Raw genomic sequence first — 24,510 nt, forward strand, 5'->3', positions numbered from 1 at the left:
GGGCGCAGCCCGCCGATGAGGGAAACAGTGTTCTTATCTTCCTAAGCCCCGCCATAAGATAGGGTCGCGTCAATTGCTGGATAACGCCAAGTCTAGCTGTAAAAAAGCGTCAAGCGGTAATGAAGGGGCTGGCGGAATGCGGCGATTACTGAATGACTTTGATCCAGTCACCGGTGCGAGGTTCGCCCCGGGGATAGAAGTCATTGATGAGTCTTAGCTGCGCTTCGGCGTCAGGTATGCGCGCGCTCGCTGCAAGGGAACTTACGTCTGCTCCCCGGGGCACCTGTATGTAGCGAACATAACGTCCGTTGTTGGAGCTCTTCTCCTTGGGGTGCATCGCCCGGAAGCTCTCAATGAGTGCGAGCAGCTGTCCGTCGCTTGCTGCAAAATCCGCGGCATCGCCCTCAAACATATAGGTGAGATTGCCCAGGTTAAACACCGCAAGACGCTTGTCCTTGCCCGCTGCGGCCGCGACCGCGGTATAGCCGTCCAGTCCGCTTTGCTGCAAAGTTTCTCCAGCACTGAGATTGCCTTTGGCGGAGGATTCCAGCACCGCCTGCGGTGTGGCAGAGGGATCTTTTCTGCGCAGGGTAATGGTCAGGCTTGCGCTCTCGTCCGGCGCTGCAACAACCACAGCCTGGGAGCTGGTGGTCACTGCCCAGCCTTCGGGCTGCTCGATCGTGAATCCCAGCTTGTTGTGATAGTAGCGATCGTCGGCACGCTGGCCCTCAACGCTTTCGCCCCACACCAGCCCATCGGTGACGCGACGGAATTCCCCGGGTTCCTCGGGGCTTTCGATGTAGGTGCCGTCGTCCAGTTCATTGGCGGCTCGAATCACCGTTTGCAGGCGCTTGTCATTGCGCGGGTGTGTTGCGTAGAGGCCATGGTAGGTAGTGCCGCTTTTACCTGCGGCCTTCGCCTTCAGGCGCATGAACTGCTCCTGATTCTTCAGTACGCCGATGACGTCCAGGAGTGCCTCGGGTTCATAGCCGGCCTTGTACATGTATTCTGCGCCCAGGCCGTCTGCCTCGAGCTCCATATCGCGACCATAGCCGCTGATAACCTCGGCGCCGTACATATTGGACGCCTCATACACGGCGCTGCTGCCGGTGAGTACGTAGGCGGTAGTGGAGAGCACCTTGCTGGTGACCCCTGCGGTTTTTCTGCGACCGTGATGTCGCGCAGTGACGTGGGCAATCTCGTGGCCGATGACACCCGCAAGTTCGGCTTCGGTGTTGAGATAGCCGATCAGTCCACGATTTACGTAGATAAATCCCCCGGGTGTGGCAAAGGCGTTTATCTCCGGCGCATCGATCACAGCGAAGGTGAATTCCCGGTCGGGCATGTCACTCTGTGCTACCAGGCGTTGACCGATTTTTTCCACGTAGGCCTGAAGCTCCGGATCCTCGTAGAAGGCGCCCTCGGCGAGAAACTTGTCGTACATTTCCTGGCCGGTTTCGCGCTCACCGCTGGCGCCGGAGAGCACTACGGAGGTGCCGCCCGTGGCGGGGTTCACCGCGCAGCCCGCCACACTGCCAAGGGTGGCCCCCAGCACCATTGCGATGAACAGACGCTGCAGCTCAGTGTTCACTGGACAGGAACTGTAACAATTGATCCCCCAGGCCATCGCAGGCTGTGCCCTGCACCGGGGCGATGATGGGGATGGGTACTACCACGGCGGGCATATAGGATTGACCGCTGGTGCTGGCATTCAGGCGACCTACTTCAGCCTTGTCCGTGAAATCCCAGATTGTGGCCTCGTAATCCGATGCATTACCCCAGGTGCCAAAGCCAAAGCAGCCCGCGCCGCCAGGTCCCACACCGCAGGTCATGGACCCCGCAGAGTTGGTTTGCACCGTACTGCCGTCCACCCAGATCATGTACTCGAGTTTCAGATTGGCAAGTTGTTGGGCCACGGGTTCCTGTTGCACCAGGCGATCGATATCCGCGGGCCTTAGCGGCGCCGTCCGCGGTTCGAACCAGGGGTAAAGCGTGTTGATAAATTCAATTTCATCAATGATTTCGATGCTCGAGTCCCGGGCCACCACGTGGTCTGCGATGCACTCAATAAAATCAAATTCCGTTTCATAGTCGCTGGCGTGACGTCGCCCCAGAATGACTACCGTGGAGTCACCGATCCCTTCTATTGGTTCGTTGAACACCATTTCGTCTACGGTGGATGTGACGCACCCCATGAGCGATACGCTCAGGAGCAAAAGCAGTACACCGCGCACAACGCGAGTCCTGACCGTGGTCATCGCGCCGCTACTCCCGCTCGTTCCAGCTCCAGTTGCTCCAGCCACTGGGCGACCTCCGGGACTTTGTGAAAACTGGTGATGAAGTGTGCTCCGGCATCCCGCAATGCCACGACCGCTGCAAGGTTGACCGCCGCCTCATCACTTTGGAGAAAGGCCGTGGGCGTTTTGCCATAGGCGGTCATGGTCCATTCAGCAATAGGTTCACCGTTGGTGGTAACAAGCTCAAAGGCATAACGCATCCAGATCTCGTAGACCTTCACGTTGGTGTGTGCGGGAATGGCGTATTGGAGCTCGTCCACCCGGGGGATCAACACCGCGTCCACCACCGGGTTCATTTGCTCCGGCGCGGGCTTGCCATCCATCTTGGTGACGCCGACAAACATGTTGTCCAGCAGCTGTCCCCACATGGCGACCTGGGCCTCGCCGGTTTTAACAATCCAGGATGACTCCGCTCGGCCTTTGGCCTCATCAAAAAATTCGTGGCCCTCAAATTCCGGTTCGTACCAGACGCCAAGTTTTACCGGCAGTGGCTGCATCAGCGGAGGGGGGAAGTTACCGGACACGATGACTTCCTTGGCGCCACAGCCAGCCAGAGCCAGCAGTGTGAGTACCAGCATGGCCCAAGCGGAACGGGAATACCCGGGACGGGCCCCGGCAGCGGCCAAATGTCCTTGCCTGCCCGTGCGCCTGTCAGGGTCTGAAGTCATTAAGTCCGACAAACGTGCCTCCATTGCGATAGGTCAGCTCCCGCATGAGCGCCGCAAACCGGATACCCGTGGTTTGCAGATTAGCTGCCCGTATGAATTGTACGGGGAAGCCCACGGCGTGGATTCGCACCAGTCGCTGGCCGTCGGCGGCCTCGCGGTTGATTCGCTCCACAGTATCCACCACTTGTCCGATGGAGTCCCCGGTAAATTCATCTCCGAAGACATAAATACTAATCTTTTTGTTGGGGTCGTAAAAAGTACGGATCGCAGCGGTAATACCCTCGACCGGCGAGGAGTTACTGAACACGTTCCAGTTGCGCAGGTTCTGCATGATGACGCGGCGTCGTCCATCGGTATCCGGAATCCACTGGCCTCGATAGCGGCTGAACATGTAGTTGCCCATGTCATTCATGATCTGGATGCCCTTCACATTGGGGTAAATGTTCAGGGTGGCATCGATCTCCTGCATCATTCGCTCCCAGGCGTAGGAAAACATGGAGCCCGAGGTATCAATCACAAAAATGATGTACTCGCTGTCTACGGGGATACCGCCGATGAGGTTACTGGTGACCTCCAGGCCGGCGAGGAGTCGCTTCTGCTCGGCGGTGAGTGACTGTCGGGCGATGGCCAGTTGCTCGGTGATCACCGAGTTGGTGTTGCTCTCCACCTGCAGACTGTCATAGCGCGATTTCGTGGAAGCCAGCTGGCCGCGAAGGACGGCAATGCGCTCCTTATACTCCGAGAGTTGCTCCTGGCGGGCATTGAGATCTCTGTTGAGAAAACGGGTTTCGCCACGGATCTCAAACAACTGCTCCTGCAGGTCCGCCACCAAACCCTCGAGGTTCACCGTGGAGGCCTCAATGATCTGGGGCTGAACAGTTTTTGTGATCATCAGCAGCAGGATCACGGCACCAAAGCCACAGCAGATGACATCGAGGAAGGAGAGCGTGAATTCAGACATTTCGCGACGCTTACGCATACCGTTTGCTCCTAGGGCCAGTCACTGGACGGACTCATAAAGGAGCCCCGGGTGCTTTGGGCAAGCTGCCAGAATTCGGAGGCCGCAAGGGGGTCTCCTTCCATGGGCGCGAGGATAATGTTCACGGGCACGTTGGCCGGGAGTTTCCGCACCGCCTGCCGATAGAGGCGCTGCCGCTGGTTGCCGCTGACGGTATTCCCGCGCGGCGGGTTGGCTCCCTGGGTAGGGAGGCCATCGGTAATGAGAAAAATATTATCGGGTATTGGTGACAGCGTCTGCAGATAATCAAACACGTTTTCCAGGCTGGTGCCGCCAGCGGGCGTAATCGTTCTCAGGGACTCGGACATATCTTCCAGCTGGGCCTGATCCGCTACTTCCAGCCACTGGCCGGCCGTGTCGGGCAAAGCGGTCTGTGCCTGGGTATTGAAAGTGATTACCTGGTACTCGCTGCCCACCGGCAATTGGGAGGTGAGCCAGTCCATGGTGTTCAGTGCCCGCGTCCACTTCTCGGCGCTGCGCTGGAGTGTTGGGTCCATGTTGCGAAGCCGGATGATGTTGACAACGCGGTCGGCGAGCATGCTTGCGGAAACATCCAGCAGAATCGCGATGTTCTTGCCGCCGAGATTCAGTCCCGTGAGATATTGCCGGTTACCGTCGCCCACAAAGCTACGGGCACTTTTGCCGCTTTCTTCTTCCGCGGCCTCACGCAGTTTCTTTACCTCCTCCTCGAGAGACTGGACTTCGGCTTTGAGTTTTTCCACCGCCTCGTCCTCGCTCACATCCTCGGGGATCAATGCGGCGATAAGGGCCTCGTACTCTTCTACCTCGTCGATGACGCGGGTGGCCCGGCCCTCGGCTTCAACAATGTCGAGGTTTACCTCATCCAGGGTATTGCGCAGCACAACAAGCCCCTCCTCGCCCTCCCGGATATCTTCCTCGAGCATATTCACCTCGGAAAGCAGGTCGACGTTGAGTTCCTTCGATTCCACGACGATGGAGTGATCGATGATCAAAAACACAAGAATTACGGCGCCGAATCCACAGGACATAATGTCCAGAAAGGACAGGTTGAAGGTGCTGAAGCTTCGTTTATTGCGCCTCGCCACGTCCCGGCCTCAATCTCGCACTTCGATGAGCCGTCCGTGGCCGGCGGTGCCCAGGGACAGGGTGTCGCCCAGCGCCAGGGGCTGCTGCGGTGCGCAGGGCATGCCATTGATCAGCGCGCCATCACCGTGGAGGGTCCAGTAGTCGTCCACCTTGCGGAGGGAGAACCCCCCCACAAGGGCCACCTCGCTACCGCGCAGAGGCAGCGCCAAAGTGCCCATAAGCACATGGGTGGCGATAGCAGACGCCGTCGCCTGAGTCCCTGCTGTTTTGGAGACGGGGGGCTCCGCGTTGGTAGCCGAGGGAGTAGAAGGGGCTGAGGAGGAAGCGGGAACTGACGGAGCTGCCGAGGACGCGCGTTCGTTGCCCTCCGAGTCCGCCGGCGGTAGCTGGTCTACCAGGTGAACATCTTCACCCGGTAGCTCGATGTGATTCCGCCTGGCGATAAAGGCGGTCCACAGTGTGTCTGCAGCCAGCGTGCTGGTTTTGCCATCCATAGCTTCTATGCCGGGGAGGAGATGCAGTTCCGCGTCCAGAAGTATGGGCACTCCCGTGTCCGGCTTGGACTGTTCCAGCCCTTTGATCAGGCGCTCGCTGGCACCAGCGAGGGCGCTGGCGGTGACGCGGCTGCGATGACCGTCGATATCGACGCTGGCCTCACCACGCTCGCGCAGGGTGGCGAGAATTTGCGGGAGCTTGTTGTACAGGTCCTGCTCACTGCGTGCACTTCGAGTGGGATCAAAACGGGTCTGCTGGATAAACGCGCTGGCAATGGCCGAGACGCAGCGCTCCTGCAACGCGAGCAGGCCACAGGCGGGCAGGGGGGTACTACGTGTCACCCGGATCTTGCCGTTTTCCACCAGCAATTCGTTGATGATGGTCTGGTTGAGCTGGCTTTCCAGATGAATTGCTCTGCCCGTCTGCAATACGACCGGGTGATTGCTCGCAATAAGCACGCTGCGGCTTACTATTCCCGACACGGTAAAGTCACTGGCCTGGGCTACCCCCAGCAACAGAGAAAGCTGCTCCGGAGGCATGCTGTCCGGCACCGCCAGCACCAGAGCATCGGGCGCTCCTGCCGTTGCATGAATGTGACGGAGGTGGGAGTGCACCAGGTCGGCGGTGTGCCGTGCGGCGCCCAGCGTGGGCTTCAGGGGCTGGGTGCTGAGCTGCCACCAGAAGCGGCTGTTACTGTCCCGGGGGCGCAGACGCGATTGTTCCAGAGCCGTTTGCCCAAAGTGATACTCACCGCCCTCCAGTACCACGACGCCTGGGCTGTGCAGGGCAGATCCCTCCTGCCAGAGGCTGATCTGCGTATCGCGACAATCCAGAATGGCCATCAGTCGTTAGCGACCAGGAAGCGAAGGAGACGGCTGTCTGCGTAGCGCTGCCCGTTAAGCACCAGTCGCTCCTGAGCCAGCTGAAGCTGGTGCAGGCAGAACATGATGATGATAGACAGCACCAGCGCCACAAAGGTGGAGTTAAAGGCGACGCCCAGGCTCACCGTAACTCCGGAGATATCGCCCTCCACCGCTTTGTACGCCTGTCCCAGGGCATCACCGATACCGCGAACCGTACCGATAAACCCGATGGAGGGAATGGCCCAGGCGATGTAGCGAACCATGGACAGCTCGGAGTCCAGGCGATCGGACTCGATATCACACTGCTCCCGGATAGCGTCGGATACCGCAGGGATACTCCCGGTGGTGGCAAAGCGTTGCAGGGCCGAAAGCAGGGTGCGGGGCAACAGGTAGCCCTGTTGAGTTACCGGCAGCGCCTCGATGGAGCGGCTGTATTGCCGCGCGTCTTCCGGGAGCACACTGGTGCCCTCGGGAATCGAGAGCAACTCGTCTTCCAGCAGTTGCTGCTCCTTCATGTTCTGGCGGCCCTTGTAGCCCATGATGGACAGCGCCCAGATCAGCAGGATAAAGCAGGCCTCCTGTTCGTAGTCGCGGATTACCACCGCCAGACTGCGCTTGGGAACAACTTCCTCTCCCGCAGCCTGGGCGGCCATTTCGGCGGCTAACTGGTCGTCGGCACTGGGACGGATCACGGCCACGTACATTGCGTGCACCAATATGATCGCCGTGAGCAAGGCAAAGAGCTGGAACATGAACTCGGAGGAGAGGCTGTTCTTCATGGGGCTTCCTAAATGTCGACGGGAAAGGCGACGGAGAGATCCTCGGAGATCTGCTCCGATGCCTCGTAGTCTTCGAAAGGTTGATTGACCGGTGGGCTGGTCACCGGATCGGCGTCAGTGTCTCCGGTTTCCCGATCCACCCCCCCGGTTGAGGGGGCAGGGGTCTCGGCCGGCGGCTGGGCCACCGCGACGATGTTAAAAAGGGTGTAGCTACCCAGAAGCAGCAGTAGTCCGACGAAAACTTTCTTGACCGTGCTCTTGTGCCCCATTTGTCTTACTCCGCGTAGCGAGCGATGCGAAATCCTACGTCATCTCGCCCTGCCTGCCCATAATCGCGGTAGGACAGGCGCAGCTCGGGGAGTCTCCCCAGGGCCCAGCTTGCACCGCGAATCACGTAATTGTCCCCCCGTTGGCCACCCAGGGGGTCCGTCGTTACCACGCCGCTGGAGGCGGGGATGGTGTACACGTCATGAATCCACTCGGAGACATTGCCCCCAAGATCAAAGATACCGTGCTCGTTGGCCGCAAAGCTTCCCACGGGGGCGCTGACCACATAGCCATCGTCGTAACCATTGAGTACCCGACCGGTCACATAGGCGGAGCTGTTATCGGCAACATTCTCAGCGGTCTTCTTGGGAGGGAATTCTTCGCCCCAGGTAAAGCGCTGGAGCTCCTCTCCCTTGAGTCGCGCCACCCAGGCCCATTCCGCCTCGGTAGGCAGGCGATAGCCCAGGGCATCGGGATTGAATCCAATGATGATGCCCTGCTGCTCCTGATAAAAGGGTGTGATGCCTTCCCGCCGGCTTAGCCAATTACAGAATGACGCGGCCTGTTGCCAGCTGATCTGCGCCACCGGCTGGTGTTCGCGGTTGAGACTGTTGCCCTCAATCTGACCGGAATTGTGCGATGCCTGAAACTGGCGGAACTGCGCGTTGGTCACTTCCTGGTTCTGAAAATAGAACGGCCGCTCCAGGCGCACGGGATGGAGCACCTCGTTGGCTCTGCGCCCCGGATCTCTCCGCGACGCGCCCATGGAAAACTCATTGCGCGGTGAGTCCAGGGGATTCATCAGCACCAGGGTCTGGCCCAGGGCGGTGGTGATGGTGGGGGTCAGGCGGGCCTTGCGTGCGGCCTCGGGGGTCAGCAGTGTGAGCTCAATGAGTTGTTCGAGACCGGGTCTGGGCGTGACGCTGCGCTTGCTGCTTTCATAGCCGTCCAAGCGCGCTTCAATCCGCTGGACCACCGCGGGCAGAGACAGCGTCTGCGTGCCGCGACCCACGGGCTTACCGTTTACCAGTAGTTCCGCGTCTGCGGGGCTGACTTTGACCAGGACATCGCCCAGCAGCGGTTTGAGGCTGACGCTGCGATCAAGGCGCGCGCCTGCCTCCATACGCACCGTGTCGCTGGCGCGCCGGTAGCCCGCCCGGGAGAGGCTGATGCGATGGTCTGTATTGGGCGAGAGTTCGAGTTCCAGCGGTGTCTGCCCGGCAAACTCTCCATCGACGCTGACATTTGCACCGCTCGGTGTACTGCTCAGGGTAAGGACACCGGTAGCTGGTGTGAGCTCGATGCTGCCCAAATCCTGCGCTACACCGGCCTCTGACGTCAGGGAGAATTCCTCGGGGGCAAAGCCGGGTCGCATCAACGCCAGCTGGCGCTCTCCCTGGAGTATCTCAAAGGTGCCGGGCGTGTTTCCTAGCGGCGTTCCGTCGACCAGAAGCACGGCCCCGGGCGGGTCCGTGATGATGCTGACCTCGGCCCAGGCGGGATCCAGGGCCAGATCAAGACGCTGCTGAACGTTGCGCCCGGTGACGTCGATGTCCTGGGTCAGCGGCAGGTAGCGTGGGAGCTCCAGCCGCAAGGATCGGTTGCCGGCTTCCACCGGAAGATCAGTCAGCGGCGTGATGCCGGTGTTTTCCTTATCAATAGAGAGGGTGGCACCCGCTGGCGTGGTAGCAATGGTCAGGCGACCGGGGAGCGGCTGGAGGATCACCTCCTGTCGCTGGGTGGCGTCCTTTGAGACATTTATGTCGCTCTCGTAGGGGTGATAGCCGGGCGCCGTCACCGTCAGTGCATAGGTACCCGAGCGGAGCAGGAAACGGTCACCAAAGGGCAGCACGAGACCGGCAAGATCGATGGCAGCTTCCTCTTCGGCAACAACGGAAATTTCCAGAGAGCGGGCGGTAAGCAAAAACCACAGCGCCACCAGAAAAAGCGCCACAGCCACGAACAGTAGCCAGCGCGACGCAGGGATACGGGCTTTCTTCTCAACGGCAGTGGGGTCCAGCGGCTCAAAAGCCGCAGCCTGAATACTCCGGGGTTTTTGTTCACTCATCAGATGGACTCAGTACAGGCGACGTAAACATCTGGCGTGTTTCCGGGGGCAACGGTAAATACCACGCGGGCATCGCGATAACCCCGTCGCGAGCCCACCGCAGTGTACTGCCCGGGACGCAGGCTGAGTTGCTCCCGGTTAAAAAGACCGAGGCGCGCAACCTTGTAGACCGTGACTTCCGTGAGGCCGTCGGAGCGGATCGTGACCGGCAGCGGGGTGCTGGCTACCGCCAGGACATTCTCCGCGGCGTCTATTTGCGCGCTGAGGCGGGGGCCCAGTTCGCTCAGGGACCGGGCACGGGCAACGGCGCTTTGCGCTTCCCGTAAAATAGCGTCATCCACAAGGCGCTCGGGTTTCTCCACGATTGCGGTGAGTTCTTTTTCCACTTGCGCCCGGGGCTGGGCAACAAGGAGACCCTCTCGCGCAAAGCGTAGGCTCTGATCTATGGCAAGCGCTTCTTCAAACACCTTGATGGCCGCTGACCAGTCCTCGTCCTCAAGGAGCGAATTGCTGCGGTTCTGTAATCCTTGCAGCGTGGCTGCCGTGCGCGCCGACGATAGTTCCTGCAGGGCAGCTGCGGCCTCAGAGGAGCCGGGGTAAAGACTTCCGGCGCGCTCAAAGCGCCGCTGTGCCCTGTCAAAGTTGGCCTCGTCCAGTGCCGCATAGCCCTCTGACATGGCGGCATTAAACCGCTGCTCGGTGAGCTCCGCCCTCAGTCGTGTCAATTCACTGCCTACGCGTTCGTGCGCGCTGTCGCTTTCGGCGGCGCTTTCCATGCGCGCAACGGCAGTGTCGAGCTCACCGGCGGCCTCCGCTTCCGAAGCTGCGACGTAGTCTTCTGTTACTGAGGGGAGCACCTCAAACCTCCCGGTGAGAGAGGCGGTCTCCGGTGCCCCGGGCTCCAGCTTTTCGGCGAGGGTCAATGCCGTCGCCGCAGTATCTTCATCGAAGGCTTCAATGGCTGCTGTGGCGCTGGCGATCTGCGCTTCGAAGCGCTGCGGCAGGGATTGTTCCAGAGCTAGAGCCGCCGTCAGGGCCGCCTGATACTGGGTGATAGCCTCTTCAAAGGCGCGCTCTCGATACAGCTCATCGCCGGACAGTGCCTGTTCTGCGATGCCCGCCATGGCATCCGCTGCCCATTCCTCGGCGCCGCGCTCTGTGAGGTTCTCCTGCACATCCAGTAATTCAGCGAGAAGATCCTGAGCCTCGGCGCGGGCTTTTGCGGCCCGGGCATCGGCAAAGGGCGAGGCCTCATCGCTTGTCTCGGGCGCTGCGGCCTTAGGAGAGGACGTGCCGGGGGAGGCCTTGGCTGGTGACGTTCCCTGCGCTGTTTGATTGCTGGCTGGATCGACGCTATTGCCGCGAGATTCCACCCAGGCGGGCAATACAAAAATGACGACCAGCGCCAAGACTGCGAGGCCCCCAAAAGCGGGCAGCAGCCACGGGGGTCGGGTATCCGCCGCAGCGGAGTCGGCCGCCGGCGTGGACTCCGGTGCATCAAAGGGTGTGGGCTGGACCCGTTGGTACTGCTCTGTCACTCAGATGGTTTCCGACTAGTTCTGAACGGGATCGTCGGACGCTGGGGGGGCGAGTTCTCCGATCTCATTGCGGTAGATCTCAGCGAGCACTTCACGCCACTGAGCATACTGATCATCGACACTGCCACTGATCATCACCGTACGGTCTTCCAGCTCGATGACCTGTGGCGTGATTTCCGCTTCCAGGGATTGACCGATTTCTTCCAGGGCCTCGACGTGTATCTGTGCCTCGGCGCGACTTTCAAGACCGCTTTTTAGCAGATACCCGCCGCCGATAATCGCGACGTTACCGGCAGCGCGGGCGCTACGGTCTCCGCTCCCCGCGGCGGCGATACCGGCAATGATGGCGGCACCCCCGGCAATGAGCTGACGGGTACTCTCACGCTTGAGTTCCTGATAGGCGACGACCTCCTGGTAGCTGAGCTTTCGCCATTCGTGGTAGGGGCCGAACATGTCGTCAGAAAAGCCGTTGTAGTAGGTTTGCAGCGTGTCTACGAAAACATGGTCGCGCTCTCGCAGCATGCGCACCCGTTCCAGCATGGGGTCGTCTTCAGCAGGGAGTCTAACCACCAGCTGTTTTCCCTTGCGGGTTTTATCGAGATAGCCATCAAAGGCCTCGGCAGAAAAGCTCTGGGCAAACAGGAGTTCCGACACCATGCGAATTTCTTTTCGCTGCGCCGTGGGCAGCTCGTCAAAACGCCGCACCAGATCATTGGCTACCTGGTGATACACAGCCTGAAAAGGGTCGTAGCTGGAACGGGTTTTGGTGTCGTAGGCATAGCGGCTGGCACTGCCCTCGTAAACGCGGTCCAGCCAGACGTAATCCCGGGAGTCCTTGGCGACCACCTGTATTTCAAGGGTTTCGCCATCGGAGTGGAGTATGGTGCCCCTGATCATAAGGTCAGTGATTCGATCGTCGTTGGGAACAACCCTCACAGCGCCCCAGGCACCGGAATTTTGTAGCACCTCAGCCAGCAATTTAGGGATGTAGCGTGCCTCGGCCCGGCGAACTTCCGGGTAGAGGCGTTCATCTTCGTCGGCGAAATCAATACCCGGATCAAAGATGGCGACGGCCACGTCCAGTAGCTCATCCTCTGGCACCATCGAGGCCGGCGCCTGCAGTGCCGGGATTGATGTACTTTTCACCGTCTGGCTGACGCAGCCCGCGAGGCTGAGGCCAAGACACAGCAGCGCCAGAAAACGCAGGCCGATCGTCGCGTTGACGGTGGAGCTGGCTATCACGGCTGCTTGATACCCTTGTACTTGCGATACTCCACCCACAGCTTTTCGCGCACCTCGGGGTCGGGCTCGCGCATGGCGGCCTCGCGCAGCTGTCGCGCCACTACGTCATCGTCATTGCCGTTGGGAATATCCGCTGGAGGCGGGTACTTCGCCGTGTTCTGGGGGATGCTGCCACCCCCGGCGCCCACGCCGCCCATGCCGCCACCGACACTGTAGCCACCGCCGCCCATCTCGCGGCCATAACCGCCTTCTGCTTCACCGTTGCCGCTGCCGCCTCCGGCTGAGGCGGTCTGCGTGGGTTCCGTGGGCTGGTTGCGGCTGGCCTCGCGCTGTGCTGCCTGTTCTTCCAGAATCATGGCATCAAACTCGCCCATGCCTCGCTCGAGCTCAGCGTCAAGAATAGCCACTTGTTCTGCCGGGGTTAAAGGACCCTGTCCGCCGGATGGGTAGCGCCCGGAGCTGCCTTGTCCCGTGCTGCTGTCACCCGCACCGGATGTGCCCGTACCCTGACTGCTGCCCTGGGGACCGCCGGCAACATCGCCGGCGCCCTGGGCGCCGTTTCCACCAGCCCCCGCGTCTCCAGTCTGACCCGGAACGCCTGGAATGCCTGGAACCCCGGGAATACCGGGTATTCCCATGGAGCCCTGCATGCCGCCACTTCCGCCACTTCCGCCACTACCTGCGGAACCCGCAGGTTGGCCCATGCCGCTGCCACCGGAGGCTACGGACTCTTCATCCTCCATGCTGGGGAGGGCGTCGCTGCCACCGGCGCTGTCTTCAAACCCGGGCTCGCCGGCTCCGCCACTGTCGCCCGCTGCGCCATCACTGGTGCCCGCCGTGGTGTCTGCACCGGCGCTGCCGCCCGCAGAATCCTCGCCGGCCTCACCAGCGGATCCGGCTTCGCTGCTGTCGCCGGTGCTGCCAGATTGCTCCCCGGTCTCGCCGCTACCGGCGACCTCGGCGCCGGGGGCCTGACCCTCGGGGAACTCTCCCATGTCCCGGGATACGTCACCAGCGCCCTCAAGATCGCCGTCGGTGGATCCCGTCTCTCCGGACTGCTCCGAAGAGGCGGTGCTTTCAGCCGATGGCTCGCCTGCCTGCTCGCTGCCCTGGGCACCCTGGCTGCTGCTTTGGCTGCCGGGCGACGACGCACTGCTCGTCGGGCTCTGACTGCTCTGGGGTGAGGGACTGCTAGGGGAGCTGCTTGATGAACTGCTCGAAGAACTACTCGAAGAACTACTCGATGAGCTGCTGGACGAACTCGATGATGAGCTGCTGGACGGTGGCGCCGGGCTGCTCGGCGTTGGCATCGATGGTGTTTGCGGCGTGGTGGGATTACTGGCGCTCGGACAGCCGCTCAGCATCAGGCAGGCCAGCAGAGACGCCAGAGGCAATCTGGCTGCCTGGCCTGGAGTCAAGGGCGTCGTGTTCGACACCTTCTCCCGCTGACTCTGCGGTCCCTGCTGTTCACCATGCGGAAGTATCATAAGCCCAGCGCAATCCTTGTGTTTCTACCGGCAGACCATCATCTATGCGTGGCCGGAACGGCGTTCGTCTCAGGCGATTGATAATGTCGCCCGCCTTTTCGTCGTTGTGGCTGTGGTCGTCGAGACGGACGACATCCATGACCCGTCCGCGCTCGGAAACCCCGAATTCTAGCAGCAATCGCCCATTCTGCTCGCCCAGGTGCCGGGGCAGCGCCCGGACTCCCTCAAGTCCCGGCAGGGGTTGCGGTGTTGCAAACAACTGCTCTCTCAAGTCTTGGGCAGCCTCAGTCTCTGCAAGTTCCCCGTAAAGTTGCGCGTAGGTGTCCAGCGCTTCGGTGCGCTTGCCATGCCAGTACTGCCAGTCACCCAGTAATAATAGGACCTCCGCAGTATCCTTCAGCGTCACATCATCCTGGGCGACCTGAATGTCGTAGATGGCCTGAATAACCGCGTTACCCTGCTTGTAACTCTGACTGCGATATCCTATCTGCCGTGATTCCTCGTCACCATAAACTCCGCCCGTGCGATATCGGCCGTTGGTGGTTTCACCGACGAAACCACTGAGCATATACTGGGCCTGCAGCATGCCGTAGAGCGGTCGCAGTAACAGGGGAGACGTGTCGCCTTCCACCTTGGCAAATTCACTGAGGGCGAAGCGATAGAGGCTCCACATGTTGACCAGACGCGCGAAGGGGTCCTCGCCAATGCCGGCCTCGTAGGCCTGACGCTGCCACAGAGCGTGCTCCATCAACGCCTGACCCCGGGTGACATCCGAGAGTGTTTTGGCCTGCACACGGTACAGATAGCGCTGCCTCTCGTCGGCTGCCGCGAGAGAGCCGAGGGCAATATGGCTGGCTATTTCGCCCTCCAGCAGTGCCAGCTGTCGCCGGCTGTACAAGCCTTCGTTAACACGGGAAAGGTGTATCCCCCGTTTGAACACCTTCACAGCCTGCTCGTGGTCGCCATTGCGCTGTAGGGCCAGCCCCAGACCCAGAAGGTCTTCCGTGAGCCCTGGCGCAAAGGCTCCATCGCGGCTTTCTTGCGCTTCAATACGCTGGAGGTAGGCGCGCACATCGCTCATGAGCGCTTCCTGGGCGGCCTCTTCACTGGCCAGTGCATCGGTTTCTGACATCGCAGTGTCAGTGGCGCCCGTGGCCGGGGTCAGACAATTCAAAATCAGGAAGAGCACGCCGATAACCGGCGCTGTTCTCGATGACGTATCTTGTCGGTGGATGAACTTCATTTTAGGGTGGATCGCTGGTTCCAGTCAGTACTCGATAGCTGTTGCGTACTTCACCTTACGCATGGTCGTTCTCCGCATTGTCACTCTACGTACTATAGCTCTTTATGGCTCACGCCGGCGCCCAACGCGGGCAGATCGCACGGCCCTTGGGTGACCGCCGGTAGGATGGCACTATGAAGTCGTATTACGGCGGTTTTGGGAGTGCGCATGAGCACCTTAGCTGAAGAGATTAGACAGCGATTGTCGGCGCAGTTCCAGCGCGTTGCCGACGGTCACGACCTGCCACCCGGGCCCCGCTTTCGCCTTGAGGGGCTCATGGAAGCGGCAGTGCTCACCGGCGAGTGTGAAGAGGATGAGCTCCGGGAGCTCATTGCAGAGCTCCACGGGAATATCGTGGGAGAATCTCTCGACGCCCGACTCGGGGAGCGCTGGAAGCGCTGGCATCCCTTTCCTCAGATTCCGCTCTACATGGAGCGTGCGCCGGTATCTCCATCAACCAGCGATTGACTATACTGCACAGCCAACCGGACGATTCTGTGATTCAGGAGTAATTTTAGATGGGTGCATCCCTTCGCTTGGCCGTCGTGATTTTTATGGCCTATCTGTTAAACGGCTGTGCTAGCACGGATCTGAAAGCGGTAAGTGACTACGATACGAGCTTCGCCTTTGACAGGGTCCAGCGGTTGGCGATTCTGCCCATCGACCGAACATCCGCTGCAGAAAAGCTCATCAGCGACCTGCAGGTGGATCGTGTTAATGAAGCGCTCGGTGAAGAGTTGCGGTCCCGCGGGTATGAAGTGGTGGACGATCGCGCGGAGGCGGATGTTTACCTAGCCTGGCACCTGGTGACCCGAGAAAAAACTGATATCCGCGCCTACAACGCCGCCAGCGCCTATAACTGCTGGCGCTGCGGTCCTCCGGTGTCTGATGTCAGCGTGCGCCAGTACGTGGAGGGCACATTTATCGTCGATCTTATCGACCCCGCCCGCAACCGCTCCGTCTGGCGATCGACGATACAGTCAACCCTCAAGAGCAAGCCCGACCCCGACGATGCTGCAAAAAATCGTGCGGTGGCCGCCAAGGCAGTGCTGGCTCCGTTCCCGCCGGAGTGGAGCCCCCCGCAGTGAGCGGTAATTTCGAAAGTTATCGGCGGGAGTACACCGCCGGCGGACTCACTGCCGACGATCTGTGTGAGTCACCCATTACTCAGTTTGAGCGCTGGCTGGAGCAGGCGGTGAACGCGGGCCTTTCCGATCCCACCGCCATGGCACTGTCCACCATCGACGATAAGGGAAGGCCCTGGCAGCGCATCGTATTGTTGAAGGGGCTGTCGGATGATGGCTTTGTGTTCTACACCAATTTTGGCAGTGATAAAGCGAAGGCCATTGACGCCAACGACAAGGTGTCTTTGCTGTTTCCCTGGAATGAGCTGGATCGTCAGGTCATTGTGGGGGGGGCTGCAAAACGCATGAGCCTTGCAGAATCGGCGACCTATTTTTTGTCCCGGCCCCGGGAGAGCCAGATCGCGGCCTGGGCCTCCCGCCAGAGCCGACCCATCGCCAAAAGGGCTCTATTGGAGAAGGAGGTGCGCAAGCTGCGGAGCAAGTTTGCCGAGGGTGAGGTGCCGGTACCGGACTTCTGGGGCGGTTATCGCATCGATCCCGAGCGCATTGAGTTCTGGCAGGGAGGAGAGCACCGCCTCCACGATCGCTTCCGCTACGAGCGTAGCAGCGCTGGCGGCTGGCAGGTGGAGCAGTTACAGCCCTGAGCGTGTGGACAGCCCTGAGCGTGTGGACAGCCCTGAGCGTTTGGACAGCCCTGAGCTTGTAGGCAGCCCTGAGCGTTTGGACAGCCCTGAGCTTGTAGGCAGCCCTGAGCCGATCGACGAACTCAGCGCAGGCGCCTCTGGTCAAAATAGCTGGATTGTTTCTCAATGCCCGCCAGCTTTCGCCGGAGCACATCGAGAGCCGCAGCCGCCACCATGGTCTGAAACAGCACTCGCTCCACGGGCCAGCAAAGGCACACGGTTTCCACGACATTCCGGTCTCCCCAGGCTAGCCAGACGGTGCCCACGGGTTTGTCATCACTGCCCCCGCCGGGACCTGCAATTCCGGATACGGCAACAGCCAGATCAGCTCCCGAGGCATCCAGCGCACCGCGAACCATGGCTTTTACCGTGGATTCACTCACGGCACCCTCGGACTGCAGGGTAGCACCGGGTACCCCGAGAACCGATTGTTTCAGCGCATTGGAATAAGTCACAAAGCCGCCGGGGAACACATCCGAGGCGCCAGCGATTTGTGTAAGCATGGAGGCGATCATGCCGCCGGTGCAGGATTCGGCGCAGCTGATAGTGGTGCCCGAGGTCCGTGCCAGATCAATCACGGCCTCTGCGATGCGTGTATCACCTTCGCCGATGATATGGTCGCCAAACAACGTCTTCAGCCACTCGTAGCATTGGTCACGCTTGGGCCGGTCTTCTGCCCGCGTGATGCTGAGTTTTATTTCCAGCTGTGGCGCCCCCGCGCGAAAGCTGAGCACGACCTCCGGTGGCCAGTCCGGGTGATTATCCACAAGCAGTTGCTGCGCCGTGGATTCACCCAGGCCGAAGGTTTGCAGGCGCAGAACATCTTTCTGGAGGGTGATACCGAAGCGGTCCCGCAAGCGCTGGACCATGACGGGTAGCATGGCCCGCAGTTCTCCGGGGACGCCGGGGGTACACATGACCAGGCAACTGCCGACGATCAGGGAAAAGCCCACGGCGCTGCCCACGGAATTGGGAATGATGGCGCAGCCCGCCGGCAGCATGGCCTGCTTGCGGTTGGCGGCATTGAGAAGCAGGTTGCGTTTTTTACACCACCGCTCCAAATGATCGAGGGCTTCCGGATGCTCCTCGAGACCGCCTCCGGCGACTTCAGCAAGTACCGCAGCGGTGAGGTCATCGATGGTCGGCCCCAGCCCACCGTTCACGATGAGCACATCTGCATCGCCCGCCAGGGCCGCCATTTCCCGGGTCAGCGCAACCCGGTCGTCGCCCAGGGTTACCCGTCGGCAGGGGGTGAGCCCCAGTCCCGCAAGTTCCCGGGCAATGAGCGCGGAGTTCGAATCCACGGTGTCGCCGCTCATCAACTCGTCGCCGGTGAGCAGCAGCTGCACGCGGGGCTTAGGGGCCATGGTGTTCTCCAGCAGGAATAGTTCGGGTGCGGAAAATAGCACAGGCTCGCGTTTAACAGTCCAATCTCTGCGTTTATCCCTCCTTGAGCGGCTGACAGCCTGTCCGGGCTTGGCTACACTCCCTGCCCTTTGCGTGGTGCGGATCCAAGCGGGGAATAATGATGAAGCGTGTGGTTTTCAATCAGAAAGGCGGGGTGGGCAAAACCAGTATCACCTGCAACCTCGCGGCCATCGATGCGAGCCTTGGCCGCAAGACCCTGGTGATTGATCTGGATGTACAGGGCAACACGACCCATTACCTGGTCGGGGAAATCGACGCCGAAGCATTCCCGGCGGAGGCCCAGGGCGTGTCGGGTCTTTTCAAGCAAACGGTGGGATCCCGGCGTATGAGCCGCAATCCCGACGCCTTTGTCTGGGAGACACCCTACGAGAACCTGTTTCTTATGCCGTCCAGTCCGTTGCTGTCGGAACTGGAGCGCGAGCTTGAAGCCCGCTATAAGATTTACAAGCTCCGGGATGCCCTGCTCAAACTCGAGGATGAATATGACCGGGTGTACATCGACACGCCGCCAAATTTCAACTTCTACTCAAAATCAGCGCTGATCGCTGCAAATAGCGTCTTAATTCCCTTTGATTGCGATAGTTTTGCCCGGCAAAGTCTCTACGCGCTGATGGATAATATCGCCGAACTTCAGGAAGACCACAATGAGGATCTGGCGGTGGAGGGGATCGTCATCAACCAGTTCAACAGTCAGGCGCGCTTACCCGGAGAACTGGTCGCGGAGCTGGAGGACGAGGGATACCCGGTGATATCGACCTTCCTTAACAGCTCAGTGAAGATGAAAGAGTCCCACTACCTCCATCGGCCGCTGATCGACCTTGCGCCCTCTCACAAACTGACACAGCAGTATCGTGACTTGCACGCGGCCCTCGATAAGGGGTGACCGCGACAAAAAGCGCGCTGCTAACTTGGCGATGGCGTGCAGCTTGTACCATACTCAAGACATGAACGACTTAGCCACGCTTGGCGCGGCCGACACCACAGCGCCGCTGTTGCCCTTACCGGAAGCCCGTCAGCAATTGACTGGACTCCTTGCGGGTGAGGATGACCTCATCGCCAATGCTGCCAACACGGCAGCATTCCTGAATACGCTCCTGGCGGATATTAACTGGCTGGGGTTCTATTTTGTGCACGACGATGTGCTGGTGCTGGGTCCGTTCCAGGGGAATCCTGCCTGCGTACGCATTCCAGTGGGCCGTGGTGTTTGTGGAACCTGCGTGGCCTCCGGTGAAACCCAGCGCATAGACGATGTGCATGCCTTTCCCAGCCACATCGCCTGTGACATTCGCTCGCGCTCCGAGCTTGTGGTGCCCATTCAGACTGACGACAGGATAGTCGGCGTGCTGGACATAGACAGCCCTTCCGTCGCCCGCTTCAGCCAAGGGGACCAGGATTACGTCGAGGCCCTGGCCGATGAATTCGTCAGACATCAGTTTGGCCAGCGTTAGGCGCAGGACTTTTTCCGGGGCTCCATGGCGGGCCTACATTGCTGCGTATTCTGTTGCCAAGTTACCAGTCCTAAGGAGTATCCGCCGGGGTTTACTGGCATCGCTGTTGCTGACGGTATTGGCCGGCTGCGCGGCGGCACCACAATGGGCCTTTGATCTGCGTAACGTGCCGCCCCTGAAACTGGACGGGCAAATCCATAGCTACGACCCCGACAGTCCTGACCTTAGGGACCCTGGCATCCTGGAGGTCACTCCACAGATGCGTGAATTTGTGGAGTTGTATACCGCCGACTCCAACAACGCCCACAACAAGTTGATTTCCTTGCATCGCGCTATCAAGGGGCAGGGCGCGCTGGCGATGCAATACGACCCCTTCGCCGATGGTACTGCTGCCCAGGCCTTTGGCCGCGGTTCGGCCAATTGCCTGAGTTATGCCCATATGTTTACGGCGCTGGCGCGGGAGGCGGGCCTGAACGCCCAATACCAGTGGATGGAGGTGCGCCCCGAATGGCATCGCATGGGAGAGCGGGTTGCCGTAAGACTGCACGTCAATGTGCAGGTGAAAATGCGTGATTCCACGGAATATATGGTCGACATTGACCCCCTCAATCGCAATGAGGTGGCCGGCGCGCGGCTCATGAGCGATCGGGAGGGCTTCGCCCTGTATTACAACAACCTCGCCATGAGCGCGTTGGCCGATGACAAGCCGGTGTATGCCTGGAAACAGCTGGTCAGAGGCCTCCATGAGGCCCCCGGCCTGTCCCAGCTATGGGTGAACCTGGGTGCCATCTATCGCTATGCAGGGCAGTACGATGAGGCGGAGCAGGCTTATTTTCATGCTCTGGAAATAGACAACGGCGATCGCTCGGCAATGAATAATCTGGTGGTGTTGTATGAGTTGCAGGGCCGTAGCAACGAGCAGAGCTACTGGGAGGAGCGTCTTGAGCGCTACCGAAATCTCAATCCCTACTATCACGCCAGTCTTGGCGATGCCGCCATGGAAGAAGAGGACTGGGGAGCCGCTTACGATCACTACACGAAAGCCGCAAAGATGCAGCCGGACGACGGTCTGCTGATCTATAGCAAGGGCTTGGCGGCGCACCAGCTTGGAGATGTTGCTGAGGCAGAGCGTCTGGTCTCTCGGGCCATTGAGAAGGCGTCTTTCCAGGTCGAAAAACAGCGCTATCGCGTGCAGTTGAAAATTATCCGCGAGGAGCAGGCCGCCGCCCTCTGATTCGCTCACCGCCATGGCGGTAAGCGGATTCTTTGGTTATGCTCCGCGCCTTTGCTGCGGAGGCCCAGGATGACAGCGTTCTCACGAGTTTTGGATTTATTGCGTACCGACCCTGACACGGGCGGTGAGGTGGCGGTGCGAGGCTGGCTCAGGAGCAAGCGGGACTCCAAGGCGGGCATTTCTTTTCTGGCCATCCACGATGGATCTTCCTTCGATGCGATCCAGGCGGTAGTACCTTCGGAGCTCGAGAATTACGAGAGCGAGATCCTGGCGTTGAATACCGGCTGCTCTGTCGAGGTGAAGGGAACCCTGGTGCCCTCCCAGGGCAAGGGCCAGAGCGTAGAAATCCAGGCGAGCGAAGTGCGGGTGCTGGGCTGGGTAGACGATCCTGAGACCTATCCGGTGGCCAAAAAGCGGCATACTTTCGAGTACCTTAGAACGCAGGCCCATTTGCGTCCCCGGACGAATACCTTTGGTGCCATTACCCGCGTGCGCCACACGCTGGCAAACGCCGTGCACAGCTACTTCCATGACAACGGCTTTTATTGGGTGAACACGCCCATCATTACCGGCAGTGATTGCGAGGGCGCTGGGGAGCTGTTTCGCGTAAGCACCCTGGATATGAGCAATATTCCCCGCACTCCCGATGGGGCGGTGGACTATACGCAGGACTTTTTCGGTGGTGACGCGTTCCTCACCGTGAGTGGACAGTTGGCGGTGGAGTCCTACTGCCTGTCCATGAGCAAAGTGTATACCTTTGGGCCCACTTTCCGGGCGGAAAACAGCAACACCAGTCGCCATCTTGCGGAGTTCTGGATGATCGAGCCCGAGGTGGCTTTTGCGGATCTTGCTGACAATGCAGATCTGGCGGAATCACTGCTCAAATACGTGTTTAGCCGCGTGCTGAATGAGTGCGAGGACGATCTCGCGTTCTTTAACCAGCGCATCGACAACACGGTTATCGACCGACTCACCGCCATGGTGGATCAGAACTTCGAGCGCATGGATTACAGCGATGCCATCACCATCCTCAGGGATAGTGGCAAGAAGTTCGAGTTTCCCGTGGAGTGGGGTGTGGATCTTGCCAGCGAGCATGAGCGATTTCTCTGTGAGGAACACGTGGGGCGTCCTGTCGTGCTCATGAACTACCCCCGGGAAATCAAAGCGTTTTACATGCGCCTCAACGATGATGAAAAAACCGTAGCGGCCATGGACGTGCTCGCGCCCGGCATCGGGGAAATCATTGGTGGCAGCCAGCGCGAGGAGCGGCTCGACGTGCTTGACGCACGAATGGATCCACAACTTCGCGACGAACTTTGGTGGTATCGCGACTTACGGCGCTACGGCACCGTGCCGCACTCAGGGTTCGGTCTGGGTTTCGAGCGACTTATCAACTATGTCACGGGCATGGAAAACATCCGCGATGCCATTCCCTTTCCCCGAACACCGGGTAACGCGCACTTCTAGGGCAGTCTCTGCTGCAACCCCACCTGCCTCCGATGCGAGAGGCAGACGGCGTTTGTGACACAGCCTAAGTGGATTCGGGCGCTGTGGGCTCGCTGGGTTTGCCGATGACTTCCAGTTTTCGTCCGGAGTTGGCGTCGAGCTTGAAGAGCGGTAGATGTGCGGTCTCGTCATCGCTGCCGATGAGCGTGACATCTACCGGGGTGCCCACCCTGAATTCCCGGGTTTTGCTTTTTAACGTGGCTGTCCACTTATCAAAGTGAAACTTTTCCCCGGCCTTTCGCAAGTCCACGTAACCCTCCAGGCCGCTCGCATCCAGACGGACACTGAAGCCGTTGTTACTCATATGCGACACCGTTGCGGGCCAGGGGCCGGGCGTGCTTTCGGCCTGGCGCTGTAGGTACTCCAGGGTCAGCCAACGCTCCGCTTCGTTACTGATATTGCGAAGCTTCTGCAGCTTTTGGGTCAGCGAGTCGAGCTCCGGTTGCTCGCAGAGCGCGGCTTTTTCTCCCCGCAGCGCGGCCTTGATCTGCAGATGCACAAGAAAATCCAGGTACTTGCGGAGCGGCGAGGTGCAATTGGTGTACAGCGGTAGCGACATGCCCATATGGGCACCCGGATTTTTTGACAGGCGGGCCCGGGTGAGCAGGCGATTCACCATGCTGCGCAGGGGCAGTTCATGCTCGCTGGCGGCGAGTTGGCGCAGTAAATCCCGGTAGCCTTCCAGAGAGTCCGGATCCAGTTGATCAGCGTCCTGTACATAGAGTTCGAAGAACTTTGTCCGATCTTTCAGGCGATCTCTGCGAAAGCCATCGTGGACGACAAAGGGACCGCTGGCGCCGGCATCTGCCAGAAACATAGCGGCACAGCGGTTGGTGGCGACCATGCACTCCTCAACGAGGCGCTGGGAGCTTAATTTCTCGCAGGGTTCGATGGCTTCGATGTGTCCCCGGTCATCCAGTAACCAGCGAAATTCCTGCCGATCTTCCATCACCAGCTCTTTGGCCTCCCGGCGGGTGCGCAGTGCACGGGACACCTGATAGAGCGCCTCCAGAGGCGTGGCGTGGCAAATGAGTGATTCGTCCTGTCCGTTGAGATAGCGGTCTACGGCAAAGTAGGACAGCTTCGCTCGGGAGCGGATTGTTGCCTCAAAAAACTTAAACTCTCCGACGCTCCCGTCCTCTGCGATAGCGATACGACAAACCAGTGCGGGGCGAAGCTCATTCTCGATGAGTGCGCAGCACTGTTGGGCAATGCTTTCGGGCAACATGGGCACCACCGCGCCATGGAAATAGGCGCTACTGGCCCGCGCGGCAACGGTCGCCCGCAGGGGGGAGTCGACGGTGATGTAAGCCGTGGGGTCTGCGATGGCCACGTAGAGCAGCCACCCGTCATTGGTAACCTCAGCATAGAGCGCGTCATCGATGTCCTGGGTTCGGGCAGCGTCGATGGTGACGAAAGCCAGGTCAGAGAAATCCTCGCGGTGATCGTCGTTTTCCGGCGCTACGGACCCGATCAGTGATTCCAGTTGCCGCTGGTCTTCTTCCGGCCAATCCCGCTCCAGGCCGTATTTGGCCATGGTGTAACTGTTTTCAATGCCGGGGTCGTCTGCCGCGCCAATGATGGCAAGGATCTTGGCCTGCGGCTTGCCGTCGCGAATAGGGTGGCGTTGCAGCGCACAGTGCAGGTAATCACCGGCCTTCGCGCCGTTGCGCGCCTGGGGGGGTAAAAACAACCAGCGATTTACCCCTGGGATGTCCGGCTCGACGAACATCGCTTTGCCTTTGCTGACACAGCGGCCCGTGAACTCGCCTATGGGGCAGTCCACGAGACTTTCAATTTCGGCAATAGGTCGCTTGTCCTTGCCCGGGCGCAGGCAAACGCGCACACGATCGCCCGGGAAAGCCTTGAGCATTTCATCCGGTGGTACAAAAACTTCGCGACCATCGTCTGTGCGGGCGAATCCGTAGCGCGCAGGAGTACCGCGAAGCACCGCCTCGGTGCGTTCTTTCTCGGCCTCAATCTGGGTTTTCAGCCCTTTTAGCTGGGCAAGGGCATTTCGATCTAACATCGGAAAGCTGTGGTTGACCTACATC

Annotated in this window: 22 protein-coding genes; 7 read left to right on the plus strand and 15 right to left on the minus strand. The window is 60.0% G+C overall.

Translation table 11 applies throughout. The annotated features are described in order from the left end of the window. Nucleotides 1–145: 145 nt before the first annotated feature. The 13 genes from ACTG3T_RS07080 to ACTG3T_RS07140 are packed head-to-tail and all read right to left on the minus strand — an operon-like array spanning nucleotide 146 to nucleotide 15,033. The gene (locus ACTG3T_RS07080; RefSeq protein ID WP_439101611.1) at nucleotides 146–1,558 is read right to left on the minus strand and encodes a M48 family metalloprotease; all 1,413 of its coding nucleotides are present in this window, start codon (nucleotides 1,556–1,558) and stop codon (nucleotides 146–148) included. Nucleotides 1,559–1,580: 22 nt separating this feature from the next. Beyond that, nucleotides 1,581–2,258, minus strand: coding sequence for a hypothetical protein (locus ACTG3T_RS07085; protein WP_439101560.1), 678 nt, complete (start codon nucleotides 2,256–2,258; stop codon nucleotides 1,581–1,583). Further along, entirely contained in the window at nucleotides 2,255–2,977 is a 723-nt protein-coding gene (locus tag ACTG3T_RS07090) for a hypothetical protein (RefSeq protein ID WP_439101561.1), read from the minus strand. Before ACTG3T_RS07090 ends, ACTG3T_RS07085 begins: the two co-directional genes overlap by 4 nt. Then, nucleotides 2,949–3,944 (minus strand): VWA domain-containing protein, encoded by a 996-nt coding sequence (locus tag ACTG3T_RS07095; RefSeq protein ID WP_439101562.1) that lies wholly within the window; start codon nucleotides 3,942–3,944, stop codon nucleotides 2,949–2,951. The genes ACTG3T_RS07090 and ACTG3T_RS07095 overlap by 29 nt, the downstream gene beginning before the upstream one ends. 11 nt (nucleotides 3,945–3,955) lie before the next feature. Further along, on the minus strand, nucleotides 3,956–5,050 hold the full coding sequence (locus ACTG3T_RS07100; protein ID WP_439101563.1) for a VWA domain-containing protein: 1,095 nt from the start codon (nucleotides 5,048–5,050) through the stop codon (nucleotides 3,956–3,958). A gap of 9 nt (nucleotides 5,051–5,059) precedes the next feature. Then, nucleotides 5,060–6,388 (minus strand): hypothetical protein, encoded by a 1,329-nt coding sequence (locus tag ACTG3T_RS07105; RefSeq protein WP_439101564.1) that lies wholly within the window; start codon nucleotides 6,386–6,388, stop codon nucleotides 5,060–5,062. Further along, a complete protein-coding gene (locus tag ACTG3T_RS07110; protein ID WP_439101565.1) occupies nucleotides 6,388–7,188 on the minus strand; it encodes a MotA/TolQ/ExbB proton channel family protein in 801 nt (266 codons plus the stop codon). Before ACTG3T_RS07110 ends, ACTG3T_RS07105 begins: the two co-directional genes overlap by 1 nt. Nucleotides 7,189–7,196: 8 nt before the next feature. Then, nucleotides 7,197–7,457 (minus strand): hypothetical protein, encoded by a 261-nt coding sequence (locus tag ACTG3T_RS07115; protein WP_439101566.1) that lies wholly within the window; start codon nucleotides 7,455–7,457, stop codon nucleotides 7,197–7,199. 5 nt (nucleotides 7,458–7,462) lie between these two features. Continuing rightward, nucleotides 7,463–9,523, minus strand: a complete 2,061-nt coding sequence (locus ACTG3T_RS07120) for a PEGA domain-containing protein (RefSeq protein ID WP_439101567.1) — start codon at nucleotides 9,521–9,523, stop codon at nucleotides 7,463–7,465. Next, a complete protein-coding gene (locus ACTG3T_RS07125; RefSeq protein WP_439101568.1) occupies nucleotides 9,523–11,061 on the minus strand; it encodes a hypothetical protein in 1,539 nt (512 codons plus the stop codon). The genes ACTG3T_RS07120 and ACTG3T_RS07125 overlap by 1 nt, the downstream gene beginning before the upstream one ends. Before the next feature lie 15 nt (nucleotides 11,062–11,076). Beyond that, complete coding sequence (locus ACTG3T_RS07130) at nucleotides 11,077–12,303, minus strand: hypothetical protein (RefSeq protein ID WP_439101569.1); 1,227 nt, start codon at nucleotides 12,301–12,303, stop codon at nucleotides 11,077–11,079. Then, a complete protein-coding gene (locus ACTG3T_RS07135) occupies nucleotides 12,300–13,790 on the minus strand; it encodes a hypothetical protein (RefSeq protein ID WP_439101570.1) in 1,491 nt (496 codons plus the stop codon). The genes ACTG3T_RS07130 and ACTG3T_RS07135 overlap by 4 nt, the downstream gene beginning before the upstream one ends. Continuing rightward, entirely contained in the window at nucleotides 13,771–15,033 is a 1,263-nt protein-coding gene (locus ACTG3T_RS07140; RefSeq protein WP_439101571.1) for a tetratricopeptide repeat protein, read from the minus strand. Before ACTG3T_RS07140 ends, ACTG3T_RS07135 begins: the two co-directional genes overlap by 20 nt. A gap of 207 nt (nucleotides 15,034–15,240) precedes the next feature. Here ACTG3T_RS07140 and ACTG3T_RS07145 point away from each other — a divergent pair, with 207 nt between their 5' ends. Genes ACTG3T_RS07145 through pdxH form a run of 3 tightly spaced genes read left to right on the plus strand, consistent with a single transcriptional unit; the run spans nucleotide 15,241 to nucleotide 16,801 of the window. Further along, the gene (locus tag ACTG3T_RS07145; RefSeq protein WP_439101572.1) at nucleotides 15,241–15,540 is read left to right on the plus strand and encodes a hypothetical protein; all 300 of its coding nucleotides are present in this window, start codon (nucleotides 15,241–15,243) and stop codon (nucleotides 15,538–15,540) included. 50 nt (nucleotides 15,541–15,590) lie between these two features. Continuing rightward, nucleotides 15,591–16,160, plus strand: a complete 570-nt coding sequence (locus tag ACTG3T_RS07150) for a DUF4136 domain-containing protein (protein WP_439101573.1) — start codon at nucleotides 15,591–15,593, stop codon at nucleotides 16,158–16,160. Beyond that, nucleotides 16,157–16,801, plus strand: coding sequence for a pyridoxamine 5'-phosphate oxidase (pdxH, locus tag ACTG3T_RS07155; RefSeq protein ID WP_439101574.1), 645 nt, complete (start codon nucleotides 16,157–16,159; stop codon nucleotides 16,799–16,801). Before ACTG3T_RS07150 ends, pdxH begins: the two co-directional genes overlap by 4 nt. A 122-nt stretch (nucleotides 16,802–16,923) precedes the next feature. Here pdxH and ACTG3T_RS07160 read toward each other — a convergent pair whose 3' ends face one another. Beyond that, complete coding sequence (locus ACTG3T_RS07160) at nucleotides 16,924–18,207, minus strand: CinA family nicotinamide mononucleotide deamidase-related protein (RefSeq protein ID WP_439101575.1); 1,284 nt, start codon at nucleotides 18,205–18,207, stop codon at nucleotides 16,924–16,926. Nucleotides 18,208–18,368: 161 nt separating this feature from the next. Between ACTG3T_RS07160 and ACTG3T_RS07165 the strand changes: the two genes are divergently transcribed. The 4 genes from ACTG3T_RS07165 to asnS all read left to right on the plus strand — a co-directional run bounded on the left by ACTG3T_RS07165 (nucleotide 18,369) and on the right by asnS (nucleotide 22,417). Next, nucleotides 18,369–19,151: a ParA family protein gene (locus ACTG3T_RS07165; protein WP_439101576.1), complete on the plus strand. Its 783-nt coding sequence runs from the start codon at nucleotides 18,369–18,371 to the stop codon at nucleotides 19,149–19,151. 61 nt (nucleotides 19,152–19,212) lie between these two features. Next, a complete protein-coding gene (locus ACTG3T_RS07170; protein WP_439101577.1) occupies nucleotides 19,213–19,716 on the plus strand; it encodes a GAF domain-containing protein in 504 nt (167 codons plus the stop codon). A gap of 106 nt (nucleotides 19,717–19,822) precedes the next feature. Continuing rightward, entirely contained in the window at nucleotides 19,823–20,950 is a 1,128-nt protein-coding gene (locus tag ACTG3T_RS07175) for a tetratricopeptide repeat protein (protein WP_439101578.1), read from the plus strand. A 69-nt stretch (nucleotides 20,951–21,019) separates the two neighbouring features. Then, a complete protein-coding gene (gene asnS, locus ACTG3T_RS07180; protein WP_439101579.1) occupies nucleotides 21,020–22,417 on the plus strand; it encodes an asparagine--tRNA ligase in 1,398 nt (465 codons plus the stop codon). A 64-nt stretch (nucleotides 22,418–22,481) separates the two neighbouring features. Here the strand turns inward: asnS and ACTG3T_RS07185 are convergent, their stop codons facing one another. Further along, on the minus strand, nucleotides 22,482–24,485 hold the full coding sequence (locus tag ACTG3T_RS07185; protein ID WP_439101580.1) for a VacB/RNase II family 3'-5' exoribonuclease: 2,004 nt from the start codon (nucleotides 24,483–24,485) through the stop codon (nucleotides 22,482–22,484). Nucleotides 24,486–24,510: the final 25 nt, after the last annotated feature.

Source organism: Congregibacter sp., from assembly GCF_965660375.1.
Classification (GTDB): domain Bacteria; phylum Pseudomonadota; class Gammaproteobacteria; order Pseudomonadales; family Halieaceae; genus Congregibacter.

What these genes read in the sequence shown, in the direction of transcription:
- ACTG3T_RS07115 (WP_439101566.1), bottom strand. Translation starts at nt 7,457, where the DNA reads ATGGGGCACAAGAGCACGGTCAAGAAAGTTTTCGTCGGACTACTGCTG.
- ACTG3T_RS07110 (WP_439101565.1), bottom strand. Translation starts at nt 7,188, where the DNA reads ATGAAGAACAGCCTCTCCTCCGAGTTCATGTTCCAGCTCTTTGCCTTG.
- ACTG3T_RS07080 (WP_439101611.1), bottom strand. Translation starts at nt 1,558, where the DNA reads ATGGTGCTGGGGGCCACCCTTGGCAGTGTGGCGGGCTGCGCGGTGAAC.
- ACTG3T_RS07185 (WP_439101580.1), bottom strand. Translation starts at nt 24,485, where the DNA reads ATGTTAGATCGAAATGCCCTTGCCCAGCTAAAAGGGCTGAAAACCCAG.
- ACTG3T_RS07105 (WP_439101564.1), bottom strand. Translation starts at nt 6,388, where the DNA reads ATGGCCATTCTGGATTGTCGCGATACGCAGATCAGCCTCTGGCAGGAG.
- ACTG3T_RS07140 (WP_439101571.1), bottom strand. Translation starts at nt 15,033, where the DNA reads ATGAAGTTCATCCACCGACAAGATACGTCATCGAGAACAGCGCCGGTT.
- ACTG3T_RS07150 (WP_439101573.1), top strand. Translation starts at nt 15,591, where the DNA reads ATGGGTGCATCCCTTCGCTTGGCCGTCGTGATTTTTATGGCCTATCTG.
- ACTG3T_RS07145 (WP_439101572.1), top strand. Translation starts at nt 15,241, where the DNA reads ATGAGCACCTTAGCTGAAGAGATTAGACAGCGATTGTCGGCGCAGTTC.
- asnS (WP_439101579.1), top strand. Translation starts at nt 21,020, where the DNA reads ATGACAGCGTTCTCACGAGTTTTGGATTTATTGCGTACCGACCCTGAC.
- ACTG3T_RS07160 (WP_439101575.1), bottom strand. Translation starts at nt 18,207, where the DNA reads ATGGCCCCTAAGCCCCGCGTGCAGCTGCTGCTCACCGGCGACGAGTTG.
- ACTG3T_RS07085 (WP_439101560.1), bottom strand. Translation starts at nt 2,258, where the DNA reads ATGACCACGGTCAGGACTCGCGTTGTGCGCGGTGTACTGCTTTTGCTC.
- ACTG3T_RS07135 (WP_439101570.1), bottom strand. Translation starts at nt 13,790, where the DNA reads ATGATACTTCCGCATGGTGAACAGCAGGGACCGCAGAGTCAGCGGGAG.
- ACTG3T_RS07120 (WP_439101567.1), bottom strand. Translation starts at nt 9,523, where the DNA reads ATGAGTGAACAAAAACCCCGGAGTATTCAGGCTGCGGCTTTTGAGCCG.
- ACTG3T_RS07165 (WP_439101576.1), top strand. Translation starts at nt 18,369, where the DNA reads ATGAAGCGTGTGGTTTTCAATCAGAAAGGCGGGGTGGGCAAAACCAGT.
- ACTG3T_RS07095 (WP_439101562.1), bottom strand. Translation starts at nt 3,944, where the DNA reads ATGCGTAAGCGTCGCGAAATGTCTGAATTCACGCTCTCCTTCCTCGAT.
- ACTG3T_RS07170 (WP_439101577.1), top strand. Translation starts at nt 19,213, where the DNA reads ATGAACGACTTAGCCACGCTTGGCGCGGCCGACACCACAGCGCCGCTG.